At 67.4% G+C, this 18007-nt stretch carries 17 protein-coding genes; 8 read left to right on the forward strand and 9 right to left on the reverse strand.

The genetic code is table 11. The annotated features are described in order from the left end of the window. Nucleotides 1-12: 12 nt before the first annotated feature. Both GYH34_RS06585 and GYH34_RS06590 read right to left on the reverse strand, forming a co-directional pair. The gene (locus GYH34_RS06585; protein WP_244635296.1) at nt 13-843 is read right to left on the reverse strand and encodes a CheR family methyltransferase; all 831 of its coding nucleotides are present in this window, start codon (nt 841-843) and stop codon (nt 13-15) included. Further along, entirely contained in the window at nt 840-4250 is a 3411-nt protein-coding gene (locus GYH34_RS06590) for a response regulator (protein ID WP_161912872.1), read from the reverse strand. Before GYH34_RS06590 ends, GYH34_RS06585 begins: the two co-directional genes overlap by 4 nt. A 366-nt stretch (nt 4251-4616) precedes the next feature. On the opposite strand from GYH34_RS06590, the gene GYH34_RS06595 reads away from it, so the two are divergent. From GYH34_RS06595 to GYH34_RS06625, 7 genes are read left to right on the forward strand one after another with little or no spacing between them, the layout of a single operon-like run. Then, nucleotides 4617-5609 carry an AAA family ATPase gene (locus GYH34_RS06595; protein ID WP_161914919.1) on the forward strand — a complete coding sequence of 331 codons (993 nt, stop codon included), beginning with the start codon at nt 4617-4619 and terminating at the stop codon, nt 5607-5609. Next, nucleotides 5606-6523, forward strand: a complete 918-nt coding sequence (locus tag GYH34_RS06600; protein ID WP_161912873.1) for a DUF58 domain-containing protein — start codon at nt 5606-5608, stop codon at nt 6521-6523. Before GYH34_RS06595 ends, GYH34_RS06600 begins: the two co-directional genes overlap by 4 nt. Further along, nucleotides 6507-6956 (forward strand): DUF4381 family protein, encoded by a 450-nt coding sequence (locus tag GYH34_RS06605; protein WP_161912874.1) that lies wholly within the window; start codon nt 6507-6509, stop codon nt 6954-6956. Before GYH34_RS06600 ends, GYH34_RS06605 begins: the two co-directional genes overlap by 17 nt. Continuing rightward, on the forward strand, nt 6953-7912 hold the full coding sequence (locus tag GYH34_RS06610) for a VWA domain-containing protein (protein WP_161912875.1): 960 nt from the start codon (nt 6953-6955) through the stop codon (nt 7910-7912). Before GYH34_RS06605 ends, GYH34_RS06610 begins: the two co-directional genes overlap by 4 nt. After that, nucleotides 7909-8820, forward strand: a complete 912-nt coding sequence (locus tag GYH34_RS06615; protein ID WP_161912876.1) for a VWA domain-containing protein — start codon at nt 7909-7911, stop codon at nt 8818-8820. The genes GYH34_RS06610 and GYH34_RS06615 overlap by 4 nt, the downstream gene beginning before the upstream one ends. Then, nucleotides 8817-9692 carry a tetratricopeptide repeat protein gene (locus GYH34_RS06620; RefSeq protein WP_161912877.1) on the forward strand — a complete coding sequence of 292 codons (876 nt, stop codon included), beginning with the start codon at nt 8817-8819 and terminating at the stop codon, nt 9690-9692. Before GYH34_RS06615 ends, GYH34_RS06620 begins: the two co-directional genes overlap by 4 nt. Further along, the gene (locus GYH34_RS06625; protein WP_161912878.1) at nt 9692-10909 is read left to right on the forward strand and encodes a BatD family protein; all 1218 of its coding nucleotides are present in this window, start codon (nt 9692-9694) and stop codon (nt 10907-10909) included. Before GYH34_RS06620 ends, GYH34_RS06625 begins: the two co-directional genes overlap by 1 nt. A gap of 18 nt (nt 10910-10927) precedes the next feature. Here GYH34_RS06625 and GYH34_RS06630 read toward each other — a convergent pair whose 3' ends face one another. Genes GYH34_RS06630 through GYH34_RS06640 form a run of 3 tightly spaced genes read right to left on the reverse strand, consistent with a single transcriptional unit; the run spans nt 10928 to nt 12922 of the window. Beyond that, a complete protein-coding gene (locus GYH34_RS06630; protein ID WP_161912879.1) occupies nt 10928-11254 on the reverse strand; it encodes a plastocyanin/azurin family copper-binding protein in 327 nt (108 codons plus the stop codon). Further along, the gene (locus GYH34_RS06635) at nt 11251-11958 is read right to left on the reverse strand and encodes a DUF1345 domain-containing protein (RefSeq protein WP_174242378.1); all 708 of its coding nucleotides are present in this window, start codon (nt 11956-11958) and stop codon (nt 11251-11253) included. The genes GYH34_RS06630 and GYH34_RS06635 overlap by 4 nt, the downstream gene beginning before the upstream one ends. 7 nt (nt 11959-11965) lie before the next feature. Beyond that, the gene (locus GYH34_RS06640; protein WP_161912880.1) at nt 11966-12922 is read right to left on the reverse strand and encodes a polyprenyl synthetase family protein; all 957 of its coding nucleotides are present in this window, start codon (nt 12920-12922) and stop codon (nt 11966-11968) included. A gap of 122 nt (nt 12923-13044) precedes the next feature. Here GYH34_RS06640 and GYH34_RS06645 point away from each other — a divergent pair, with 122 nt between their 5' ends. Beyond that, nucleotides 13045-14127, forward strand: coding sequence for an alkene reductase (locus GYH34_RS06645; protein ID WP_161912881.1), 1083 nt, complete (start codon nt 13045-13047; stop codon nt 14125-14127). Nucleotides 14128-14179: 52 nt separating this feature from the next. Here GYH34_RS06645 and GYH34_RS06650 read toward each other — a convergent pair whose 3' ends face one another. The 4 genes from GYH34_RS06650 to GYH34_RS06665 form a co-directional block, all read right to left on the reverse strand. Further along, nucleotides 14180-14476 (reverse strand): hypothetical protein, encoded by a 297-nt coding sequence (locus GYH34_RS06650; RefSeq protein ID WP_161912882.1) that lies wholly within the window; start codon nt 14474-14476, stop codon nt 14180-14182. Nucleotides 14477-14603: 127 nt separating this feature from the next. Further along, nucleotides 14604-15197 (reverse strand): hypothetical protein, encoded by a 594-nt coding sequence (locus GYH34_RS06655; RefSeq protein ID WP_174242379.1) that lies wholly within the window; start codon nt 15195-15197, stop codon nt 14604-14606. After that, nucleotides 15194-15766, reverse strand: a complete 573-nt coding sequence (locus GYH34_RS06660) for a DUF1214 domain-containing protein (RefSeq protein ID WP_161912884.1) — start codon at nt 15764-15766, stop codon at nt 15194-15196. Before GYH34_RS06660 ends, GYH34_RS06655 begins: the two co-directional genes overlap by 4 nt. Nucleotides 15767-15776: 10 nt before the next feature. Then, nucleotides 15777-17969 carry a PBP1A family penicillin-binding protein gene (locus GYH34_RS06665; protein ID WP_161912885.1) on the reverse strand — a complete coding sequence of 731 codons (2193 nt, stop codon included), beginning with the start codon at nt 17967-17969 and terminating at the stop codon, nt 15777-15779. Between the last annotated feature and the right edge of the window lie 38 nt (nt 17970-18007).

Raw genomic sequence — 18007 nt, forward strand, 5'->3', positions numbered from 1 at the left:
CGATCGCTCTCATCATTTCACCCGATAGATATGCTCGTCCGCCGAAAGAATCTCTAGAGAAGACGCATGACGCGAGAAGGCGAGCGATTCATTCGGCCCGAGGCCGATGAAGCCGCGCGCGCAGAGCGACTCGCGAAACAGGCCGATCGCGCGATCCTGCAGCGCTCGGTCGAAATAAATGAGCACGTTCCTGCATGAGATGAGGTGCATTTCGGCGAAGGCGGCGTCGGTCGCGAGGCTGTGATCGCAAAACAGAATGCGCTGCTTCAAAAAAGGCGCGATGGTCGCATAGGAGCCGCGCGGAATGAAATAGTCGGAGAGCGCCGCGCGCCCGCCGGAGCCGCGGTAATTCTCGGCGAAGCCGCCCATGCGAAAGAGCTCATAGGCGCCGGCCTGCGCGATCGCCATGCTCTCCTTGTCTATGTCGGTCGCATAGACGAGCGAGCGCTCGAGCAGCCCTTCCTCATGCAGCAGAATGGCGATGGAATAGGCCTCCTCGCCGGTTCCGCAGCCCGCCACCCAGAAGCGCAGCGAAGGATAGGTGGCGAGATGCGGCGCGACGGTCTCGCGCAGCCTGCGGAAATAGGCGGGATCGCGGAAGAGATCGCTCACTTGTATGGTGAGATGGCGCAGCGTTTCCGTGAACGAGTCCCTGTCGTGGACAATGCGGTCCAGAAGATCGGTGATCGTCGCGCATCGAAGCGCGATCTGCGCGCGCGCCACGCTGCGGCGCAGGGAGGAGCGCGCATAGCCGCGAAAATCATGCTGATAGAGCCGGTATATGGCCTCCAGCAGGAGGTCGAGCTCGATCTCGGCTTTCTCATCGGAGTCGAGAAGGATCATTTCGGCATCCATACGCGGATCAATGACAAGAGCTTCTCGACGTCGATCGGCTTGGAGATGTAATCATTGGCGCCGGCGGAAAGACATTGCGCGCGATCATCGGGCATGGCCTTGGCCGTGAGCGCGATGATCGGCAGAGCGGCCTTGTCCTCGCGCTCGCGGATCGCCCGCATGGCGGCGAGCCCGTCCATCTCCGGCATCATCAGATCCATCAGCACCAGGTCGATCGTCGGATCGCGATCGATGCGCTCCAGCGCCTCCCGGCCATTGCGGGCGATCTGCACCGTCACGCCCTCACGCTCGAGCACGGCCGTCAGCGAGAATATATTGCGCACATCGTCCTCGACCAGCAGCAAGCGGCGGCCGTCGAGAACGTTGTCGCGGCTGCGCGCGATCTCGAGCATATGCTGCTGCTCGGGCGACAGCTTCGACTCTGCCTGATGCAGGAAGAGCGTGGTCTCCTCTATCAGCCGCTCCGGCGAGCGCGCGCCTTTGATGATGATGGATTTCGACAGGCGCCGAAGCTTCTGCTCCTCGTCCATGCCGAGCGAGCGCGCGGTGTAGACGATCACCGGCGGCGCGACGCGCGTCTCGTCGCGGCTCATGCGCTCCAAAAACTCGAAGCCGCTGACGCCGGGCAGCATGAGGTCGAGCACCACGCAATCGAAGCGGCGCGCGTCGATCTCGCGCGAGGCGTCCTCCGCCGTCGCGACCGCGACGATCTCGACGTCGGCGGAGGATAAGAGCTCCATGAGCGCCATGCGCTGCACGCCCTCGTCCTCGACGATCAGGATCGATTTTTTGTCGCGATCGAGCTGCTCCTCCAGCAGGCGGAAGGCGGAGACGAGCTGCTCGCGCTTGGCCGGCTTCAATATATATCCGGCGGCGCCCATCTCGCGCGCCACTTTCTGATAATCATGCACCGAAACCACGTGAATCGGCGCATGGCGAATCGCCGGGTCGCGCTTCAGCAGCTCGAGCACCGTGAGGCCCGACTGGTCCGGCAGGCCGATGTCGAGCAGCAGCGCTTCTGGACGGAAGCGCCGCGCCAGCGTCAGCGCGTCGCCGGCGGAGCCTGCGACGATGCATTTGAAGCCGAGCTCGCGCGCGAGATCGCGCAATATCTCGGCGAAGGCGGGATCATCCTCGACGATCAGCGCGACGCGGCGCGAATCCGCGATCACATCGCGATCATCCGATATCGGCGCGGGCGCTGGGGCCGCGGGCGCCGGCGGCGGCTCCTCGCGCCGCGCCATGGGCGTGGCCGCGCCATCGGCGCGCAGCGGCAGCAGCAGAGAGAATGCGCTGCCCTGTCCCGGCGTGCTGCGCACGCTGAGCGCGCCGCCCAGCAGCTCGGCGAACTCGCGCGAGATGGAGAGGCCGAGGCCGGTGCCGCCGAATTTGCGGGTGATGCCGCCATTGGCTTGGCGAAATACCTGGAAGATCGTCTCCTGCTGATCGTCCGCTATGCCGATCCCCGTGTCCTCGACGATGAAGGCGACGCGCTGCGTGCTCTCGCGCCGCACGATGAGGCGCACGCCGCCGCGCTCGGTGAACTTCACGGCGTTGGCGAGAAGATTGGAGAGAATCTGCTGCAGGCGCTGGCGATCGGTTTCGATCATGTCCGGCGCGCCGGGCTCGACGGAGATGGAGAATTGCAGCCGCCGCTCGGCCGCGAGCGGCTCGAAGCGCCGCTCGAGATCGGCGAGCAATGTCGAGATCGCCGTCGGCGCCATGTCGAGCTCGATCTTGCCGGCCTCTATCTTGGAGAGATCGAGAATATCATTGATGAGCGCGAGCAGATCATTGCCGGCCGAATAGATGCTCTGCGCATATTTGATCTGCTCGGGCGCGAGATTGCCGTCGCGATTGTCGACGAGCAGCTTGGCGAGAATGAGCGAGCTGTTGAGCGGCGTGCGCAGCTCATGCGACATATTGGCGAGAAATTCCGATTTGTAGCGGCTCGTGCGCTCCAGCTCCACAGCCTTCTGTCGCAAGGCGGATTCCGTCGCCAGCAGATTTTCCTTCTGCAACTCCAGCGCCCGCGTGTGCTCTTCCAGCGTGTCGTTGACCTGGCGCAGCTCCTCCTGCTGCGCGGTGAGCTCCTCGCCTTGGGCGCGCGATTCCTCGAGCAATTGCTCTATGCGGCCGCGCGCCTCGGCGGAGCTGATCGCCTGTCCCACGCCGCTCGAGACGAAGTCGAGGATCGCGAGACGCCGCTCGCAAAAAGGCTGCAGCGCGCCGAGCTCGATGACGCCGCGCGTCTCGCCTTCGTGCAGCAGCGGAAAGATCAGCAGATGGCGCGGCGGCGTCTGCCCGAGACCCCAATGAATGGCGAGCCCGTCCTCGGGAATATCGGTCACGACGATGCGGCGCTTGTCGAGCGCGACCTGTCCCACCAGCCCCTCGCCGAGCCGCCATTGCTCGCGCATGCCGGAGACGCCGGCATAGGCTCCGGCGAGCCGCAGCGTCGCGCCGCCATCCTCGGCCACATATTGCGCGCCGACCTGCGCGCTCAAGGCGCGGCACAGCAGAGCGAGCACGCGCTGCGCCAGCTCGCGCATCGTCGGATTGCCGCTCATCGCCTGCGCGAGCGCGTTCTCCTGCTCGGCGAGCCACATTTGCCGGTCGTTGCGCTCGGCCGCCTCGCGCAGCGCGCGCGTCATCGCCTGCAGCGATTTTCCGAGCTGATCCTTGTCGCTGCGCGGCGAGGGCTGCGCGGAATAATCGCCGCCGGCGATCGCCTCCATCTCGCGTGCGACTCCGCGCAGGCTGTCGACGAGATCGTTGAGCGACAGGCCGAGAATATCGCCGGGGCCGGCGAGATCGATATGGCGCTCGAGATCGCCCTCCGTCACCGCGCGCATGACGCTGGCGACATGATGCAGGCGCTCGCGATGATCCTCGAGATTTTGCGCGGTGAGCGCGCCATAGGTGTCGACGACGACGGCCGAGTCGAAGGCGATCAGCTTGCGCACGGAGAGAGCGGCCGTCGTCCGCGCGCGCAGACGCTCGTCGTTCTCGATCGCGCGGCGCAGCCAGGCGGAGACGAATTCCATGGCCAGAAGATAGATGAGCAGGCCGAGCTCGATGCGCGCATGCGTGCGTCCGATGACGCGGCGGCGCTCCACATAGGCGTCGTCGACATTGGCGGCGAGAAAATCGGTCCAATATTCGTTCTGCTGCGCCTTCACGCGCTGCAGCATGCGCGGATCGGCGAAAAAGCGCGCGAAATCCGAGAAGCCGCGGAGCCAGGCGTAAAAATCCTCGATCAGCTCCGGCACGCGCGCCGAGAGCGTCTCGCCGACGAAGCGGACATCCGCGACGGTCGACTCGTCGAGCCCATGCGAGGCGCGCAGCGAGTTGTGATCGACGAGGAAGGCTGCGCCGTTCTCGCCGGGCGACATCAGCGTCCCCCCCGCGTGAATGCGCCGGCCGAGGCGCGCCGGAGTCTTTGGAAATTGTCGCGCATCGGCGGGGTCCGCAGGGGTTGATAAAGGGTTAATGTCTCAAAAGAATGGGCCGAGCGAACGCCGAGGCGGCCGCGCGGGAACGATTGGTATAAATGTGACGTGGCGCCGTCAATAGGCCGGCGCGGCGCGTCCTTCCCGGCGGAGAACGGGTCGACCGCTGCATCATAGAATGAATTCTATGACATTTCGGGAAAAATGCCCGAATTTTTTAGACGATTGTCCCTCGACAGCGCGGGCCGCAGAGGCGAAAGTTCAGGGCCGCCGCGCTATCGCGTGTATTGGACCAATCGCATGAATCCGATGGAACCGCTTCGCTTTCTCTCCTCCGAGCGCGCCTTCGATGCGGGCGCGCGGCTCGGCGAGATCAGGACATTCTTGCAAGAGCGTCTCATCGGCGCCGATACGCTGGTCGAGCGCCTGCTGATCGGCCTCGTGGCCGACGGCCATGTGCTGCTCGAGGGCGCGCCCGGCCTTGCCAAGACGCGGGCGGTCAAGCTGCTCGCCGGCGCGTCCAATCTCACCTTCGCGCGCATTCAATGCACGCCCGATCTCATGCCGGCGGACATCACCGGCACGTCGATCTGGCGTCAGGACAAGAGCGTTTTCGAATTTTCGGCGGGGCCGATCTTTCATTCGCTGCTGCTCGTCGACGAGATCAATCGCGCGCCGCCCAAGGTGCAATCGGCGCTGCTCGAGGCCATGGCCGAGCGTCAGGCGACCATCGCCGGCGCGACCCATGCGCTGCCCGATCCATTCATGACCGTGGCGACGCAGAATCCGATCGAGCATGAAGGCACCTTCCCGCTGCCGGAGGCGCAGCTCGATCGCTTCATGCTGCATGTCGAGCTGGCGCTGCCGGACGCCGCGACGGAGCGGCGCATTCTCGATCTCGTCGAGCGCGAGGATCAGGGCGCCGCGGCCGCGCCGCCCGCGGCGCTGCAGCCGGAGGAGATTGCCGCCGCGCGCCATGCGGCGCGATCGGTCTTTCTGTCCGCCGCGATCAAGGATTATATCGTGAGACTCGTCACCGCGCCGCGCGATGCGAGCGTCGCGCCGGAGCTGGCGGCGAAGATCGCGCATCCGTCCTCGCCGCGCGGCACGCTGGCGCTCGCCGCCGCCGCCAAGGCGCGCGCCTTTCTCGACGGGCGCGATTATGTCGCGCCGCAGGATGTGAGCGCGCTCGCGGTCGATGTCCTCTCGCATCGCACCATTCTCGGCTGGCGCGCGCTCGCCGAGGGCGAGACTCCGCGCGGCGTCATTCGCGCCTATCTCGATGCGGTTCCGCCTGCATGAGCGCGTCGGAAGCGCCTGTCCTCGGCGTCGATCTCGATGTCGACTCCTTGATGCGTCTGCGGCTGCTTTCGACGCGCAGCAGCGCGCGCCGAGCCGCTGCGGCTGCGCCGCTCGGCGGCGTGGCGCGGCGTCGACGCGGGCGCGGGGCCGAGACCTATGACATTCGCCTATGGTCGGACGGCGACGATATGCGCAGCCTCGATCGCAATGTCACCGCCCGCACCGGCGCGCCGCATGTGCGCACCTTTCACGATGAGCGCGAGCGCTCCGTGCTCTTTGTCGTCGATTTTCGCGCGCCCATGCTGTTCGGCACGCGCCGCGCCTTTCGTTCGGTCGCGGCGGCGGAGGCCGCGGTCGCCTCCGCCTGGCGCGTCATCGACTCGCAGGGCCGCGTCGGCCTCGCGGCGATCGGCTCGACGGGCGCGCGCTGCTTCGGCTTCGCCGTGGGCGCGCGCAGCTTTCCGCCTCTGCTCGTCGCGCTCGCCGAGGCGCATCGCATAGCGCTCGCGGAAGGAGCGGAAGCCGCCGAGGCGCCGCTCGCCGCGGCGCTGGAGGAAATGGAGAGCGTCGGCGGAACATCGGCGCTCACGCTCGCCAGCGCGCTGGATTCTCCGGGCGAAGCTTTCGACGCGATTGCGACGCGCATCGCGCGTCGGCGCGATCTCAGCGTGCTGCTCGTCGCCGATCGTTTCGAGCTGGCGCCTTCGCCGGGCCTCTATCCGTTTCGCACGCGCATGGAACAAGGCCTGCTGCGCATCGCGCATGACGCGCGGGCGGCGCCGGACCAGCGGCTGGCGCGCTTGCGCCGACTCGGCGCGCGCGCGCTCGAGATCGACGCCGGGCTGGTCGCGGAGACGATCGCGCCGCTTCTCGAGCGTTTCGACATGGAGCGGTTCGATGGCCGATCCTTCTGATCTGCTCCAGCAATTGCGGCCGCTGCGCGCGCCGCCGCCGGACGGAGCGACGGAGGTTCTCCTCATGGCGCTCGTCGGTTGCTGCGTCGGCGCTCTGCTGACCCTCGCCGTCCTGTTCTGGCGCGCGCGCCGCCGTCGTCTGCGACGCGCCGCGCTTTCCGCGCTGGCGTCGGCGCGCGCCTTGCCGGCGACGGAACGGCTCGCCGCGCAGGCGAGAATGCTGCGCGATCTCGTCGGCGCGCTCGACGGCGGCGTCGCGCATTCGCATGGCGACTCCTGGCTGACGCGGCTCGACGCGATCTTCGCGACGAAATTGTTCAGCGAAGGCGAGGGCCGCGCTTTCGGCGATGCGCTCTATCGCCCGCGCGCCGATGATCCGAGCGAGACGCTCGATCGCGCATTGCAAAAGCTGCTGTCGAGGCTCGATCGATGAACGGGCTCGAATTGGCGACGCCTCTCGCGCTCGCGCTCTTGCCCGCGCCTCTGCTGCTGCGCTTCTTGCGCGGGCGCGCGGCGGGCGGCGGATTGCCATTGCCGGAGACCATTCGTCATCGGCTCGGCGCCGGCGCGGCGTCCGGCGGTCTACGTCTTTCCTGGCGCGCCATCGCCTCGACGCTCGCCTGGATCGGAATTGTCATCGCGCTCGCCGGGCCACGCGTCGCCGGCGCCGTCGCGGCGCTGCCGGCGACCGGGCGCGACATCATGCTGGCGCTCGATCTCTCCGGCAGCATGACGAAGACGGATTTCGAGTTGGGCGGCGTCGCCGCGAGTCGTCTCGCCGTGCTGAAACATTTCGGCGCGGAGCTGATCCGTCGTCGCGCCGGCGATCGCATCGGCCTCGTCGTCTTCGCCGAGACGGCTTTCGCCGCGGCTCCGCTGAGCTTCGATCTGCGCGCGGTGAGCGCGACGCTCGAGGAAATGGAGATCGGCCTCGTCGGCCGCTCCACCGCGATCGGCGAAGGGCTCGGCCTCGCGCTGAAGCGTCTCTCCGATTCCGCCGCGCCCTCGCGACTCGTGATTCTGCTCTCCGACGGCGCCAATAACGCCGGCGTCAGCGAGCCCGGCGCCGTCGCCGAGCTGGCGCGCGACATGGGCGTGAAAATCTTCACCATCGGCCTCGGCGTGAATGATACGGTGGCCAATCCCGACGATACCGATGCGGTCGATTTCGTCGCGCTTCAGCATATAGCGGAGATCGGCGGCGGCGCGGCGTTTCGCGCGCGCACGGGCGCCGAGCTCGACGCCGCGACGCGCGCCATAGAGTCGCTCATCGCCGGTCCGACGCCGGCGCCGCCGACGATCGTCTATCGCGAGCTGTGGATCTATCCGGGCGCGGTCGCTTTCTTAGCGGCGATGGCGCTCGCGCTCGCGACGAGAGAGAGGCGATGATCGAGATCGGAGATTTCGCTCTGCTGCGACCGCTGTGGCTGCTGGCTCCGCCGGCGTTGGCCTTGCTCGTCGCCATGACGCGGCGGCGCGACGTGCTCGGCGATTGGCGCCGCATCGTCGATCCGGCGCTGCTCGCTGTCATGCTGCGCCGAAGCGCGAGCGTCGGCGCTTCTCGCAGCGACGCGCCGCTTTTTTTCAGCGTCGCGCTCATCGCGCTCGCGCTCTGCGGGCCAGCGATGAAAATGCGCGGCGCCGAGCAGTTCCGCAATCTCGACGCCACTTTGATCCTGCTCGACGTGTCGCGCGCCGAGCGTTTGGGGCAGGCGGTCGCGGCGGCGCAATTTCTGCTCGAGCGCTCGGGCGCGCGGCAGATCGGCCTCGCGCTCTATGCCGGCGACGCCTATCTCGCGAGCCCGCTGACCGATGATGCGAAATCGCTCGAATCTCTGCTCTTCGCCATAGACGAGCGAACCGTGCCCGATGGCGGAACCAAGCCCGATCGGGCGCTCGCCTTCGCCCGCCGACTGCTGCGTGAAGCGGATATCGCCGCGGCGGATATCGCCATTATCTCCGATGGCGAGGGGCTCGATCCACGCGCGGAGCGTCTCGCCGCCGCGCTCGCGCGCGAAGGACGCCATGTGCATAGTCTCTTCGTCTCGGCGCGTGGCGGCGCCGATGCGCTCGAGCCCGCCCGCCGCGCCGCGATGGCGTCGCTCGCAGCCGCCGGAAGTGGGCGCGCCGGCGACGCGGCCGATCCCGCCGAGATCGCGCGCGCGATCGAAGCGCGCGGCGTCGCGCATATTGCAGAAGGCGATCTGCGCGCGCTGGAATGGCGCGACTATGGACGCTTTATCCTATTGCTCGCGGCGGCGCCGCTGCTGCTCGCGCTGCGCGGGAGGGGCGCATGATCTCGAATCATCGCATGAGAGGCGAGCCTGAAGGCTCGCGGTCCAGCGCGCGCCTCGGACCGCGAGCCTTCGGGCTCGCTCTTTTCTTCCTCTCTCTCGCGCTCGTGAGCGCATTATGGACTCTCGGGCCGCAGCTCGGCGGACGCGCATTGCTGGCGCTCGGCCTTCCGTCCCTTGCCGCGCAAGTCTTCGCCGATCCCGTCTGGAAAGGCGCCGCCTTCTACGCGGCCGGCCGCTGGGAGGAGGCCGCCGCCGCTTTCGCGCGCGATAGCGACAGCCTCTATGATCTCGGCAATGCGCTGGCGCTCGCCGGTCGTTACCGGGAGGCGATCGCCGCTTATGATCGCACACTGCGCGTCGATCCCGACGATGAGGACGCCGCCTATAACAAATCCTTGCTGCTCGGCCTGCTCGAGCGCGAGAGCGCAGGCGGCGACGCCAAGGCCAATTCGGCCGCGACGGGCCAGCAGCGTGCGCTCGGCAGCCTCGATGATGACAAGGGCGGCGGCGGGGAGGGCGCGGCGGGCGAGCGCGAGACCAGCTCGCGGCCGGGCGACCGCGGCGGCGCCAAAGCCTCCAAGCAGGGCAAGGGGCAGGAGGAGACGAAGGAGAGCGGCGCGGGCGCGACCGGCGCGGTCGGAGCTTCGGAAGGCGCGGGCCGCGCCGGCGGTCAGAGGATCGACGTCGCCGCTCTGCTGCATGAGCGCGACCGCCGCGTGCGTCGGCGTCTCGAGGCGCGCGCCATTCATGCGAGCGCCGATTGGCTGCAGAGCCTCGACGACGATCCCGGCCGTTTCCTGAAGCTGCGCATCGCAGCCGAGAAGGCGCGCCGCTTGCGCGCCGGCGGCGGCGCGCTGGAGGAGGATGATTGATGCCGCGCCGTCTCGCGCTTCTTCTGTTCTTCTTGCTGCAGCCTCTCGCGCAGGCGCTGGCGCAGGAGGAGCCGCCCTTCGGCCGCGTCGAGCTCCGCGTCGAAGCGCCATCCGAGACGCCCTATGTCGGCGAACCGCTGCGGCTGGTGATCCGCTCCGCCATACGCGGCCGTGTGCTGCTGGATCATATCATCCAGCCTTCGCTGCTCGATTTCGACTGGCAGCAATTCGGCGTCGACTCCTCCAGCGAGGAGATGATCGACGGCTTTTGGACGCCGGTGGTCGAGCGTGTGCTGATGATCTATCCGTTGCGCGCCGGGCGGCTCACCATTCCGCCCTTCAAGCGCCGCATCGCCTATCGCATCGACGAGAGCGGCAGGGTGGAGGCCGAATACGCTTCCCAGCCGCTCCAGATAGAGGCGCGCGCCCGCGACGGACTGGTTCCGCCGGGCGAGAGCTTTCTGCCGGCGCGGAGCCTGCGCATCACGGACGTCTGGGATATCGAGCCGGACAAGATTCCCTTCGGCGAGACGGCGCGGCGCACCGTCACTGTGGAGGCCGAGGGCGTCACCGCCGATCGCCTGCCGCCGCTGCCCAATTTCCGCGCGCCGGGAATCATCACTTTCGCCGCGCCGGTGGAGCGGCGGACGATCGTGACCGATCAGGGGCCCGTTGCTCACGCGGTCTATCGCTGGAATGTGCGGCCCGTGTCCGCGGTCTCCGCCTATGCGCCGGCGATTCGCATCGCCTGGTTCGATGTCGCGACGCGGCGGATGCGCGAGGCGGTCGCGCCCGAGCGGCGCATCGCTTTCGGCGACGCGCCGCGCGAGCATTCGGCCACTAGGCTGCGCGAGAGTCCGGGCCTATCGGCGCCGCAGCCGATGATCGCCGCATTGGCGAGCTTCGTCGCCACGGCCGCTCTCATTTGTCTCGTCGTCGCCATGCGGGGGAGGATCGGCGTGCGCCGGCCGGCGGCGCTCGCGGCGTTGAGACGAGCCGCTCGCGCCGCGGACGCCGTCGCCTTTCGCCATGCAGCGCGCCGTTTGGCGCAGGCCGATCCAAAAGCCTGGGCGAGGATCGTCGCGCGCGAGGACATAGGTCCGGCGCTGGACGCGCTGGACGCCGCGCTCTATGGGCCGAGGCCGGCGGCCGTCCCGGCGCTCGCGCCGCTGGCGCGCGCCATCGCCGCCGCATGGGCGCAGAGCTGCGCCGAATAGCGGGCGGAAACCGTCGTCTCACGGGACGACGGTGATCGTCCCGCTCATATGAGAATGCAGCCCGCAGCGAAAGGCCACCTCGCCCGGGCGCGTCAGCGTGACGTCGAAGCTCTCGTCCTCATCGACATGCTCGGGCGAATGGAAGATTTCTTCCTTGCCCATCGCGCCGATGATGGAATGCGGCGCCTGATCGTGATTGACGAAAACGACGGTGTCGCCCGCACGCACGGTGATATGGACCGGCGCGAAGGCGAAATTTTCTATGCGCACCTCGGCCGCGAGGCCGGGACCGAGCGAGAGGGACATTGCGAGAAGCGAGGCCCAGAAGAAAACGCGTCGTCTCATACGAAGCCCGCGGCGATATTGACGGTGAGCGCCAGTATCGCGGTGTTGAAGAAGAAGGCCAGCACGCCTTGCACGAGCGCCGCCGCGCGCATCGTCGTGGAGGCGGTGGAGACGTCCGCCGTCTGCGAGGCGACGCCGATCACATAGGCGAAATAGAGAAAATCCATATAGCCGGGCTGCTGCGCGCCCGGAAAGATCAGCCCGCCGCGCTGCTCCGCGGGGCGATCCGGCGCGGCGCCGCGCTCGAGATAATATTCATGCGCGTAATGCAGCGCGAAGGTGAGATGCACGAACAGCCAGGAAAGCACGACGGTCAGCACGGCGAGAGAAATATGCGCGTGCTTGGAAAATCCCTCGAGATTTTTGACCGGCCCGAGCTCGGCGACGATCGCGCCGATGGAGGCGCAGGCGGTGGCGATGGTCATCACCAGAATGACGAGCCGGCCTTCGTCCTGCAATTGCGCGCGGCGGCGCATGGAGCTCGGCGTCGAGCGCGCCATCATCTCCGCCGCGAGGAGGAGATAGAGCGTCACGAAGACGTCCCAGCCGACCAGCGCGCGCGTGACCTCGCGCCAGCTTGCGGGCAGCAGCAGGCCGACCGCCACGCCGCCGAGCAGGCAGAAGAGCAGTCGCGCCCGCGCCCTGGCGATGCGCCACAGCAGCGGGCGCCGGCGGCGCGCGTGAGTCTCGGCGGCGTGGCTCATCGGCCGCTCAATTGCTGCGTAGCGCGACGAAGCGCGCCGCCTGCGCGAGCACGCCCGTCGCCGCGCCGAGCCCCGTCTCGGCGAGCGCCGCTATGGCCGCCTCGACCAGCGCGTCGCGCCGCTCGCGCGCCTTGTCGAGGCCCAGCAGGCCGATCAATGTGGCCTTGTTGCGCTCCGCATCCTTGCCGGCGCGCTTGCCGAGCGCGGCCTCGTCGCCCTCCGCGTCCAAAATATCGTCGGCGATCTGGAAAGCGGCGCCGAGCGCGTCGCCATAGCGGCCGAGCGCGGCCGCCACGGGAGCCGAGGCGCCGCCGAGAATGGCGCCGAAATCGACCGAGACGCGCAAGAGCGCGCCGGTCTTCATGGCCTGGAGGCGGAGCGTTTCCTCCTGCGAGAGCGGGCTCGTCGCCTTCTCGGCCTCGAGGTCCAGGGCCTGGCCGCCGACCATGCCGCCGAGCCCGGAAGCGCGGGCCAGCGCCAGCACCAGACGAGCGCGGATTTGCGCATCCGCATGGGTCGCCGGATCGGCCAGAACGTCGAACGCATAGGTCAGCAGCCCGTCGCCGGCGAGAATGGCGGTGGCCTCGTCGAAGGCCTTGTGGGCGGTGGGGCGCCCGCGGCGCAGATCGTCGTCGTCCATGGCCGGGAGATCGTCGTGGGCGAGCGAATAGCAATGGATCATCTCGATCGCCGCCGCCGTGCGGCGCGCGCTCTCGCCCTCGACGCCGAAGAGGCGGGCGGATTCGAGCGCCAGAAACGGCCGCAGCCGCTTGCCGCCGCCCAGCGCCACATAGCGCATCGCCTCCAGCAGCCGCGCCGGCCGGGCGATCTCGCCCGAAAGCGGCTCCGCGCCGAGCAGGGCGCCCAGCGTCGTCTCGGTCGTGCTCGCGGCCTCGTCGAGGCGGCGGCGGAAAACGTCGTCGGTGGTCTTGGCTGCGTTGGTCTTGGCTGCGTCGCCGGTCATGGGACCCTTTCCCGAGAAAATCATTCCATCTGGCTCGGACCTAACAAATTTGCGATCAATCCCCAAGTGGCGAGGGGAAGAGGGCCGCGCAGGGGGCGCGGCCCGAGAGGAAATCCGAGACTATGACCGTTTCGTTGTTCGAACCCTTTCGCCTCGGCGATCTCACGCTCGCCAATCGCATCGTCATGGCGCCGCTGACGCGCCGTCGCGCCACCCATGGGACCGACGCGGCGAATGCGCTGATGGCCGAGCATTATCGCCAGCGCGCCTCGGCGGGGCTCATCATCGCCGAGGCCTCGCAGATTTCCCAGCAGGGGCAGGGCTACGCCTACACGCCGGGGATTTATTCGCCCGAGCAGGTCGCCGGCTGGCGCGAGGTGACGGAGGCCGTGCATGCGGCGGGCGGGCGTATCGTCCTGCAGCTCTGGCATGTCGGGCGCGTCTCGCATGTCTCGCTGCAGCCCGGCGGCGGGGCGCCGGTCGCGCCTTCCGCCATCGCCACGACGAAGCAGGTGGCGATCGAGACCGGCGCCGCCGATTGCTCCGCGCCGCGGGCGCTGGAGCTCGGTGAAATTCCGGGGCTGATCGCCGATTATCGCAAGGCCGCGCGCAATGCGAAAGAGGCGGGCTTCGATGGCGTCGAGGTGCATTGCGCCAATGGCTATCTCATCGACGAGTTCTTGCGCGACGGCTCCAACAAGCGCGAGGACGCCTATGGCGGCGCGCCGCAAAATCGCGCGCGCTTCGGCCTCGAGGTCGTGGACGCCGTGCTGCAGGAATGGGACGCCTCGCGCGTCGGCGTGCGCATATCGCCGGTGAGCCCCGTGTACGACATGTCGGACAGCGATCCGCAGAGCGTCTTCGGCTATTTCGTCGAGAGGCTGGCGGAGAAGAAGCTCGGCTTTCTTCATGTCATAGAAGGCGCGACGCAAGGCCCGCGCGATGTCGCGCCTTTCGATTATCTCGCTCTGCGCAAGAGCTTCCCCGGCGCCTATATCGCCAATAACGCCTATACGCTGGAGCTCGCGCAGGAGACGCTCGCGAGCGGGCGCGCCGATCTCATCGCCTTCGGCCGTCCCTTCATCTCCAATCCCGATCTCGTCGAGCGCCTGCGTCGCCGCGCGCCGCTCGCCGATGTCGATTTCGAGACAGTCTATGGAGCCGGTCCGAAGGGATATACGGATTATCCGACGCTGACGGCGTGAGCCGACCGGCCGGGCTCGTTTCTCCTTGCGGGAAACGAGCCCGGCCGAAGCGCTATTCCGCCTTGGGCGCTGCGTCCGGCGCATGGCCGTCATGGCCGCTCTCATGTCCGCCATCATGGCCCGCGCCATGGCCCTGATGCATGGATTTCATGTGGTCCATCATCATCTGATCGTGCATTTGATGCATTTGACGCATCTCATGCATCATCTTGCAGCAGCCGCCCCCATGGCCGTCGCCGTGCTCCTCCTGCGGAGCGGCGGGCTTGGTCTCGACATTGGTCTCGGCGAGCGCCGGCGCGATCGTCGCCGCCAGAAGAGCGGCCGCCAATGTGGGAATGTTTTTTCTCATCGCATCGCCCTCGCTATTGCCGGCATCTCCATAGGAAGTGGTCGCCGGCAGGGTCGATCGCAATGCGGCGACATGTCCTATTTGTCGCGTATTTCTCCGAAAGCGAGCCTCGCGGCCCGCCGGCGAATCAGCTTTCTGGCTCGGCGACCGTCTCGCAGGAGACAGAACGCAGGCGCTGCTCGGCGCGATCACGATCGCTCGCGCGCTTGGCCAGCGAGCGGAGCAGCACGAAGCCGCGCAGAGAAGGCGCCGTCACATGCACTTGGCTCGGCGGCGCTTCCTCATCTTCGCCCTCGACCGCTTCGATCTGGCGCGCATCGCCGACCAGCACGTCGATCTTGCCCTTGATCGCCGAGCGATCTGTGGCGGAATGAAAGATGCGGCCCGTTCGCGCATGAAAGGAGAGCGCGAGCAGATCCTCTGGATCGGCGTCGGCGCGCACACGCATCAGACCTCTGGAGAGATCGAAGAGGCAGACGCCTTCGACGAAAGCCGAATCCTCGAAAGGCGTGACCTCCGCGCCGGGCGCGGCGCGCGGCAGCAGAGCGACGCCATTGGTCGTCGTCTCGGCGTTCCGCGCGGCGGCGAGGAGGCGCGCATAGGCGTTGCGCGGCGCCACTTCCGGCATCAGCAGCACTGAGACGATGTGAACGGAGCCCGCGACGCAGACGGTCGCGAGCGCCCAGGGCAGCCAGTCGAGATAGTTGCGAGAAATCTTCATGCGCAATGGAGCTTCACGATCTTCGGAAAGGTCTGAGGGTCGGGCGCCGATTCGAGGTCGAGCGGCGTGTCATAGAGGCGCAGCGTCAGCACGAAAGGCTCTTTCGACACCGGCAGCCAATTGCCGGGCCGCGCCTGCGCGCCGATGTCGATCTCGAAGCCGCCGCCCTCGCGTCGCGAAATCTCGCTCGAGGTGAAAGCGTGGCGATCGGCGGGATTGTCGATGAGCCGGCCGGCGACGCTGGTCGCGCCGAGCGTCCAGAAGCGCGCCGCGGGAGTGACGTCGGAGACGCGATAGTCGCAGCGTCCATCGAGCGGCGCGCCGCTCGAATCCGTATGGGCGAAAAAGGCGAGGCCCTGATCGCGCCCGAGCGGCGCCTCGCCCGAGCGCGCCAGCACGGCGCGCGCATAAGGGTCGATCTCCACGCCGCCATGGCTCGGCCAGGCGGTCCAAGGTCCGACATGCAGCGCGCCGAAGCCGCGGCCGAGCCCGAGCGAGACGGCGGTCATCGCAAAGCCCAGCAGCAGGCCCGCGATCATCACGACGAAAGCCCTCAGATAATTGGTCATGCGAAATCCGTCAGCGCCGATCGGCGCGCTTGTCGGTGGAACGCGTCTGCGGCGGCGAGCCGGCGGCGGGGCGCTCGGGACCGTCGAGCTTCATCTTCGACTCGATTTGTCCGAGCGCCTCCAAGGCGCCGCGCGAGAGCGCCGCGGGACGCGCCGGCGCGCCGAGCTCCAGCGTCTTGGGCTGAGCGGCGGCAGCCGCTGCGAGCGCGGCGGGCGTTGCGAGTCCGCGGATCGGCTTGATGGCGATTCCTTGATGCGCATAGGCCATGATGTCGTGCCATGTCTTCGCCGGCAATGTGCCGCCGGTCATATTGGACATGCCCTCATTGTCGTCGTTTCCATACCACACGCAGCCGCCCATATTGCCGGTATAGCCGCAGAACCAAGCGTCCTTATAGCCATTGGTGGTGCCGGTCTTGCCGATGACGTCGATTCCGGGGCCGAGATTGGCGCGCCCGCCCGTGCCTTCGTCGATCACGCGCTTCATCATCGTGTCGAGCTCGGCGACCTTTTCGAAAGGCACGACCTGCTCTTGCGGCGGCGCGTCGCGATCATGCTGATAGAGAATATCGCCGCGGCTGTTGCGCACCTCCGTGGCCGCATAGGGCGTCGTCTTTTTGCCGCCATTGGCGAAAGCGGCATAGCCGGCCGCATGCTCGAGCAGGATGACGTCGCTCTGCCCGACAGGCAGGGAGGGCGTGTCTTCGAGTGGCGTGGTGATGCCGAGCTTGCGGCATGTGTCGATGATCTTGGCGCGGCCGGCATGAGAATCGCCATTGCCGACGGCGATCGACAATTGAATGGCGATCGTGTTGAGCGATTTGGCGAGCGCCAGTGACAGCGGCAGCGAGCCGGCGTAGCCGCCGCTGTAATTATGGACGCAATAATTGCCGATGCAGGTGGGACGATCCGTCACCACCGTCGTCGGCTTGAACTTATTGCTCATCAGCGCGGTGAGATAGACATAGGGCTTGAAGGAGGAGCCCGGCTGGCGCGCCGCCTCCGTCGCGCGATTGAACTGGCTCGCGCCATAATCGCGCCCGCCGACCAGGGCGCGCACGGCGCCGTCGAGATCCATGAAGGCCGAGGCGTTCTGCTTCGCATGATAGGAGCGTCCGCTCTCGCGGAGATTTTCCTCCACCACCTCGTCGGCGCGCTTCTGCACATTGGGATCGAGCGCGGTGCGAATGACGAGCACGCGATCGTCGCCGAACTTGCCGGCCTCGGCGAGGCGCTGCGCCTCCTTGAAGGCGAAGTCGAGATACCAATCCGGGCTCTGGTCGCGCTTGCGCTCGACCGGCGTCGCCGGATTGCGCTGCGCGGCGACGATCTGGCTCTGCGTCATGAAGCCGGCGTCGACCAGATTGTCGAGCACGTCATTGGCGCGCGCACGCGCTGCGGGGAGATTTACGTGCGGGGCGTATTTGGTCGGCGCCTTGAACAGGCCGGCGAGCATGGCGGCTTCCGACAGCGAGACGTCGCGCACGGATTTGCCGAAATAGAACTCCGCCGCCGCCTGAATGCCGAAGGCGCCGCCACCCATATAAACGCGGTCGAGATAGAGCTTCAAAATCTCTTGCTTGGTGAGGCGCTCCTCGAGCCAGAGCGCGAGAAAGGCCTCGTTGATCTTGCGCGTGATGGTGCGCTCATTGGAGAGGAAGACGTTTTTGGCGAGCTGCTGCGTGATGGAGGAGCCGCCCTGCACCACGCCGGAGGAGCGCGCATTCACCGTGAGCGCGCGTCCCGTGCCGATAATGTCGATGCCGAAATGCTCGTAGAAGCGTCGGTCCTCGGTCGCCAGCACGGCCTTGATGACATAATCTGGATATTGATCGAGCGGCACGGCGTCGTCATGCTTGATGCCGCGCTGTCCGGCGACGGCGCCGTAGCGATCCAGAAAAGTGATCGAGAGGTCCTGCTTCTTCAGCCAATCGTCGCTGGTCATGCGCATGGCGGAGACCGACAGCGCGAGCGCGACCATGCCGCCGCCGAGCGCCAGCGTCAGCGACTCGCAGCCGATCTCGACCGCGACCCGTCGCAGGCCCCGCACCTGGAAGCGGTTCATGAAGGCCGAGAAATTCTCATAGGCCTCGCGCGCGCCGCGGCTCGAGTCGAAGAGACTCGAGTCGATATAGGCGTCGAGCGCCAGCAGAAGCCTTGCGGCCCGCTTGTATAAGCGCGAGGATCGAATAGGTTCGAGCAATTGCGCCGCTCCCTTGGCCCATCCGGGCGATTATGCGA

This window comes from Methylosinus sp. C49 (genome assembly GCF_009936375.1).
Classification (GTDB): Bacteria; Pseudomonadota; Alphaproteobacteria; order Rhizobiales; family Beijerinckiaceae; genus Methylosinus.

Coding starts and splice junctions, on each gene's coding strand:
- GYH34_RS06585 (WP_244635296.1), bottom strand. CDS start 843: ATGATCCTTCTCGACTCCGATGAGAAAGCCGAGATCGAGCTCGACCTC.
- GYH34_RS06590 (WP_161912872.1), bottom strand. CDS start 4,250: ATGTCGCCCGGCGAGAACGGCGCAGCCTTCCTCGTCGATCACAACTCG.
- GYH34_RS06595 (WP_161914919.1), top strand. CDS start 4,617: ATGGAACCGCTTCGCTTTCTCTCCTCCGAGCGCGCCTTCGATGCGGGC.
- GYH34_RS06600 (WP_161912873.1), top strand. CDS start 5,606: ATGAGCGCGTCGGAAGCGCCTGTCCTCGGCGTCGATCTCGATGTCGAC.
- GYH34_RS06605 (WP_161912874.1), top strand. CDS start 6,507: ATGGCCGATCCTTCTGATCTGCTCCAGCAATTGCGGCCGCTGCGCGCG.
- GYH34_RS06610 (WP_161912875.1), top strand. CDS start 6,953: ATGAACGGGCTCGAATTGGCGACGCCTCTCGCGCTCGCGCTCTTGCCC.
- GYH34_RS06615 (WP_161912876.1), top strand. CDS start 7,909: ATGATCGAGATCGGAGATTTCGCTCTGCTGCGACCGCTGTGGCTGCTG.
- GYH34_RS06620 (WP_161912877.1), top strand. CDS start 8,817: ATGATCTCGAATCATCGCATGAGAGGCGAGCCTGAAGGCTCGCGGTCC.
- GYH34_RS06625 (WP_161912878.1), top strand. CDS start 9,692: ATGCCGCGCCGTCTCGCGCTTCTTCTGTTCTTCTTGCTGCAGCCTCTC.
- GYH34_RS06630 (WP_161912879.1), bottom strand. CDS start 11,254: ATGAGACGACGCGTTTTCTTCTGGGCCTCGCTTCTCGCAATGTCCCTC.
- GYH34_RS06635 (WP_174242378.1), bottom strand. CDS start 11,958: ATGAGCCACGCCGCCGAGACTCACGCGCGCCGCCGGCGCCCGCTGCTG.
- GYH34_RS06640 (WP_161912880.1), bottom strand. CDS start 12,922: ATGACCGGCGACGCAGCCAAGACCAACGCAGCCAAGACCACCGACGAC.
- GYH34_RS06645 (WP_161912881.1), top strand. CDS start 13,045: ATGACCGTTTCGTTGTTCGAACCCTTTCGCCTCGGCGATCTCACGCTC.
- GYH34_RS06650 (WP_161912882.1), bottom strand. CDS start 14,476: ATGAGAAAAAACATTCCCACATTGGCGGCCGCTCTTCTGGCGGCGACG.
- GYH34_RS06655 (WP_174242379.1), bottom strand. CDS start 15,197: ATGAAGATTTCTCGCAACTATCTCGACTGGCTGCCCTGGGCGCTCGCG.
- GYH34_RS06660 (WP_161912884.1), bottom strand. CDS start 15,766: ATGACCAATTATCTGAGGGCTTTCGTCGTGATGATCGCGGGCCTGCTG.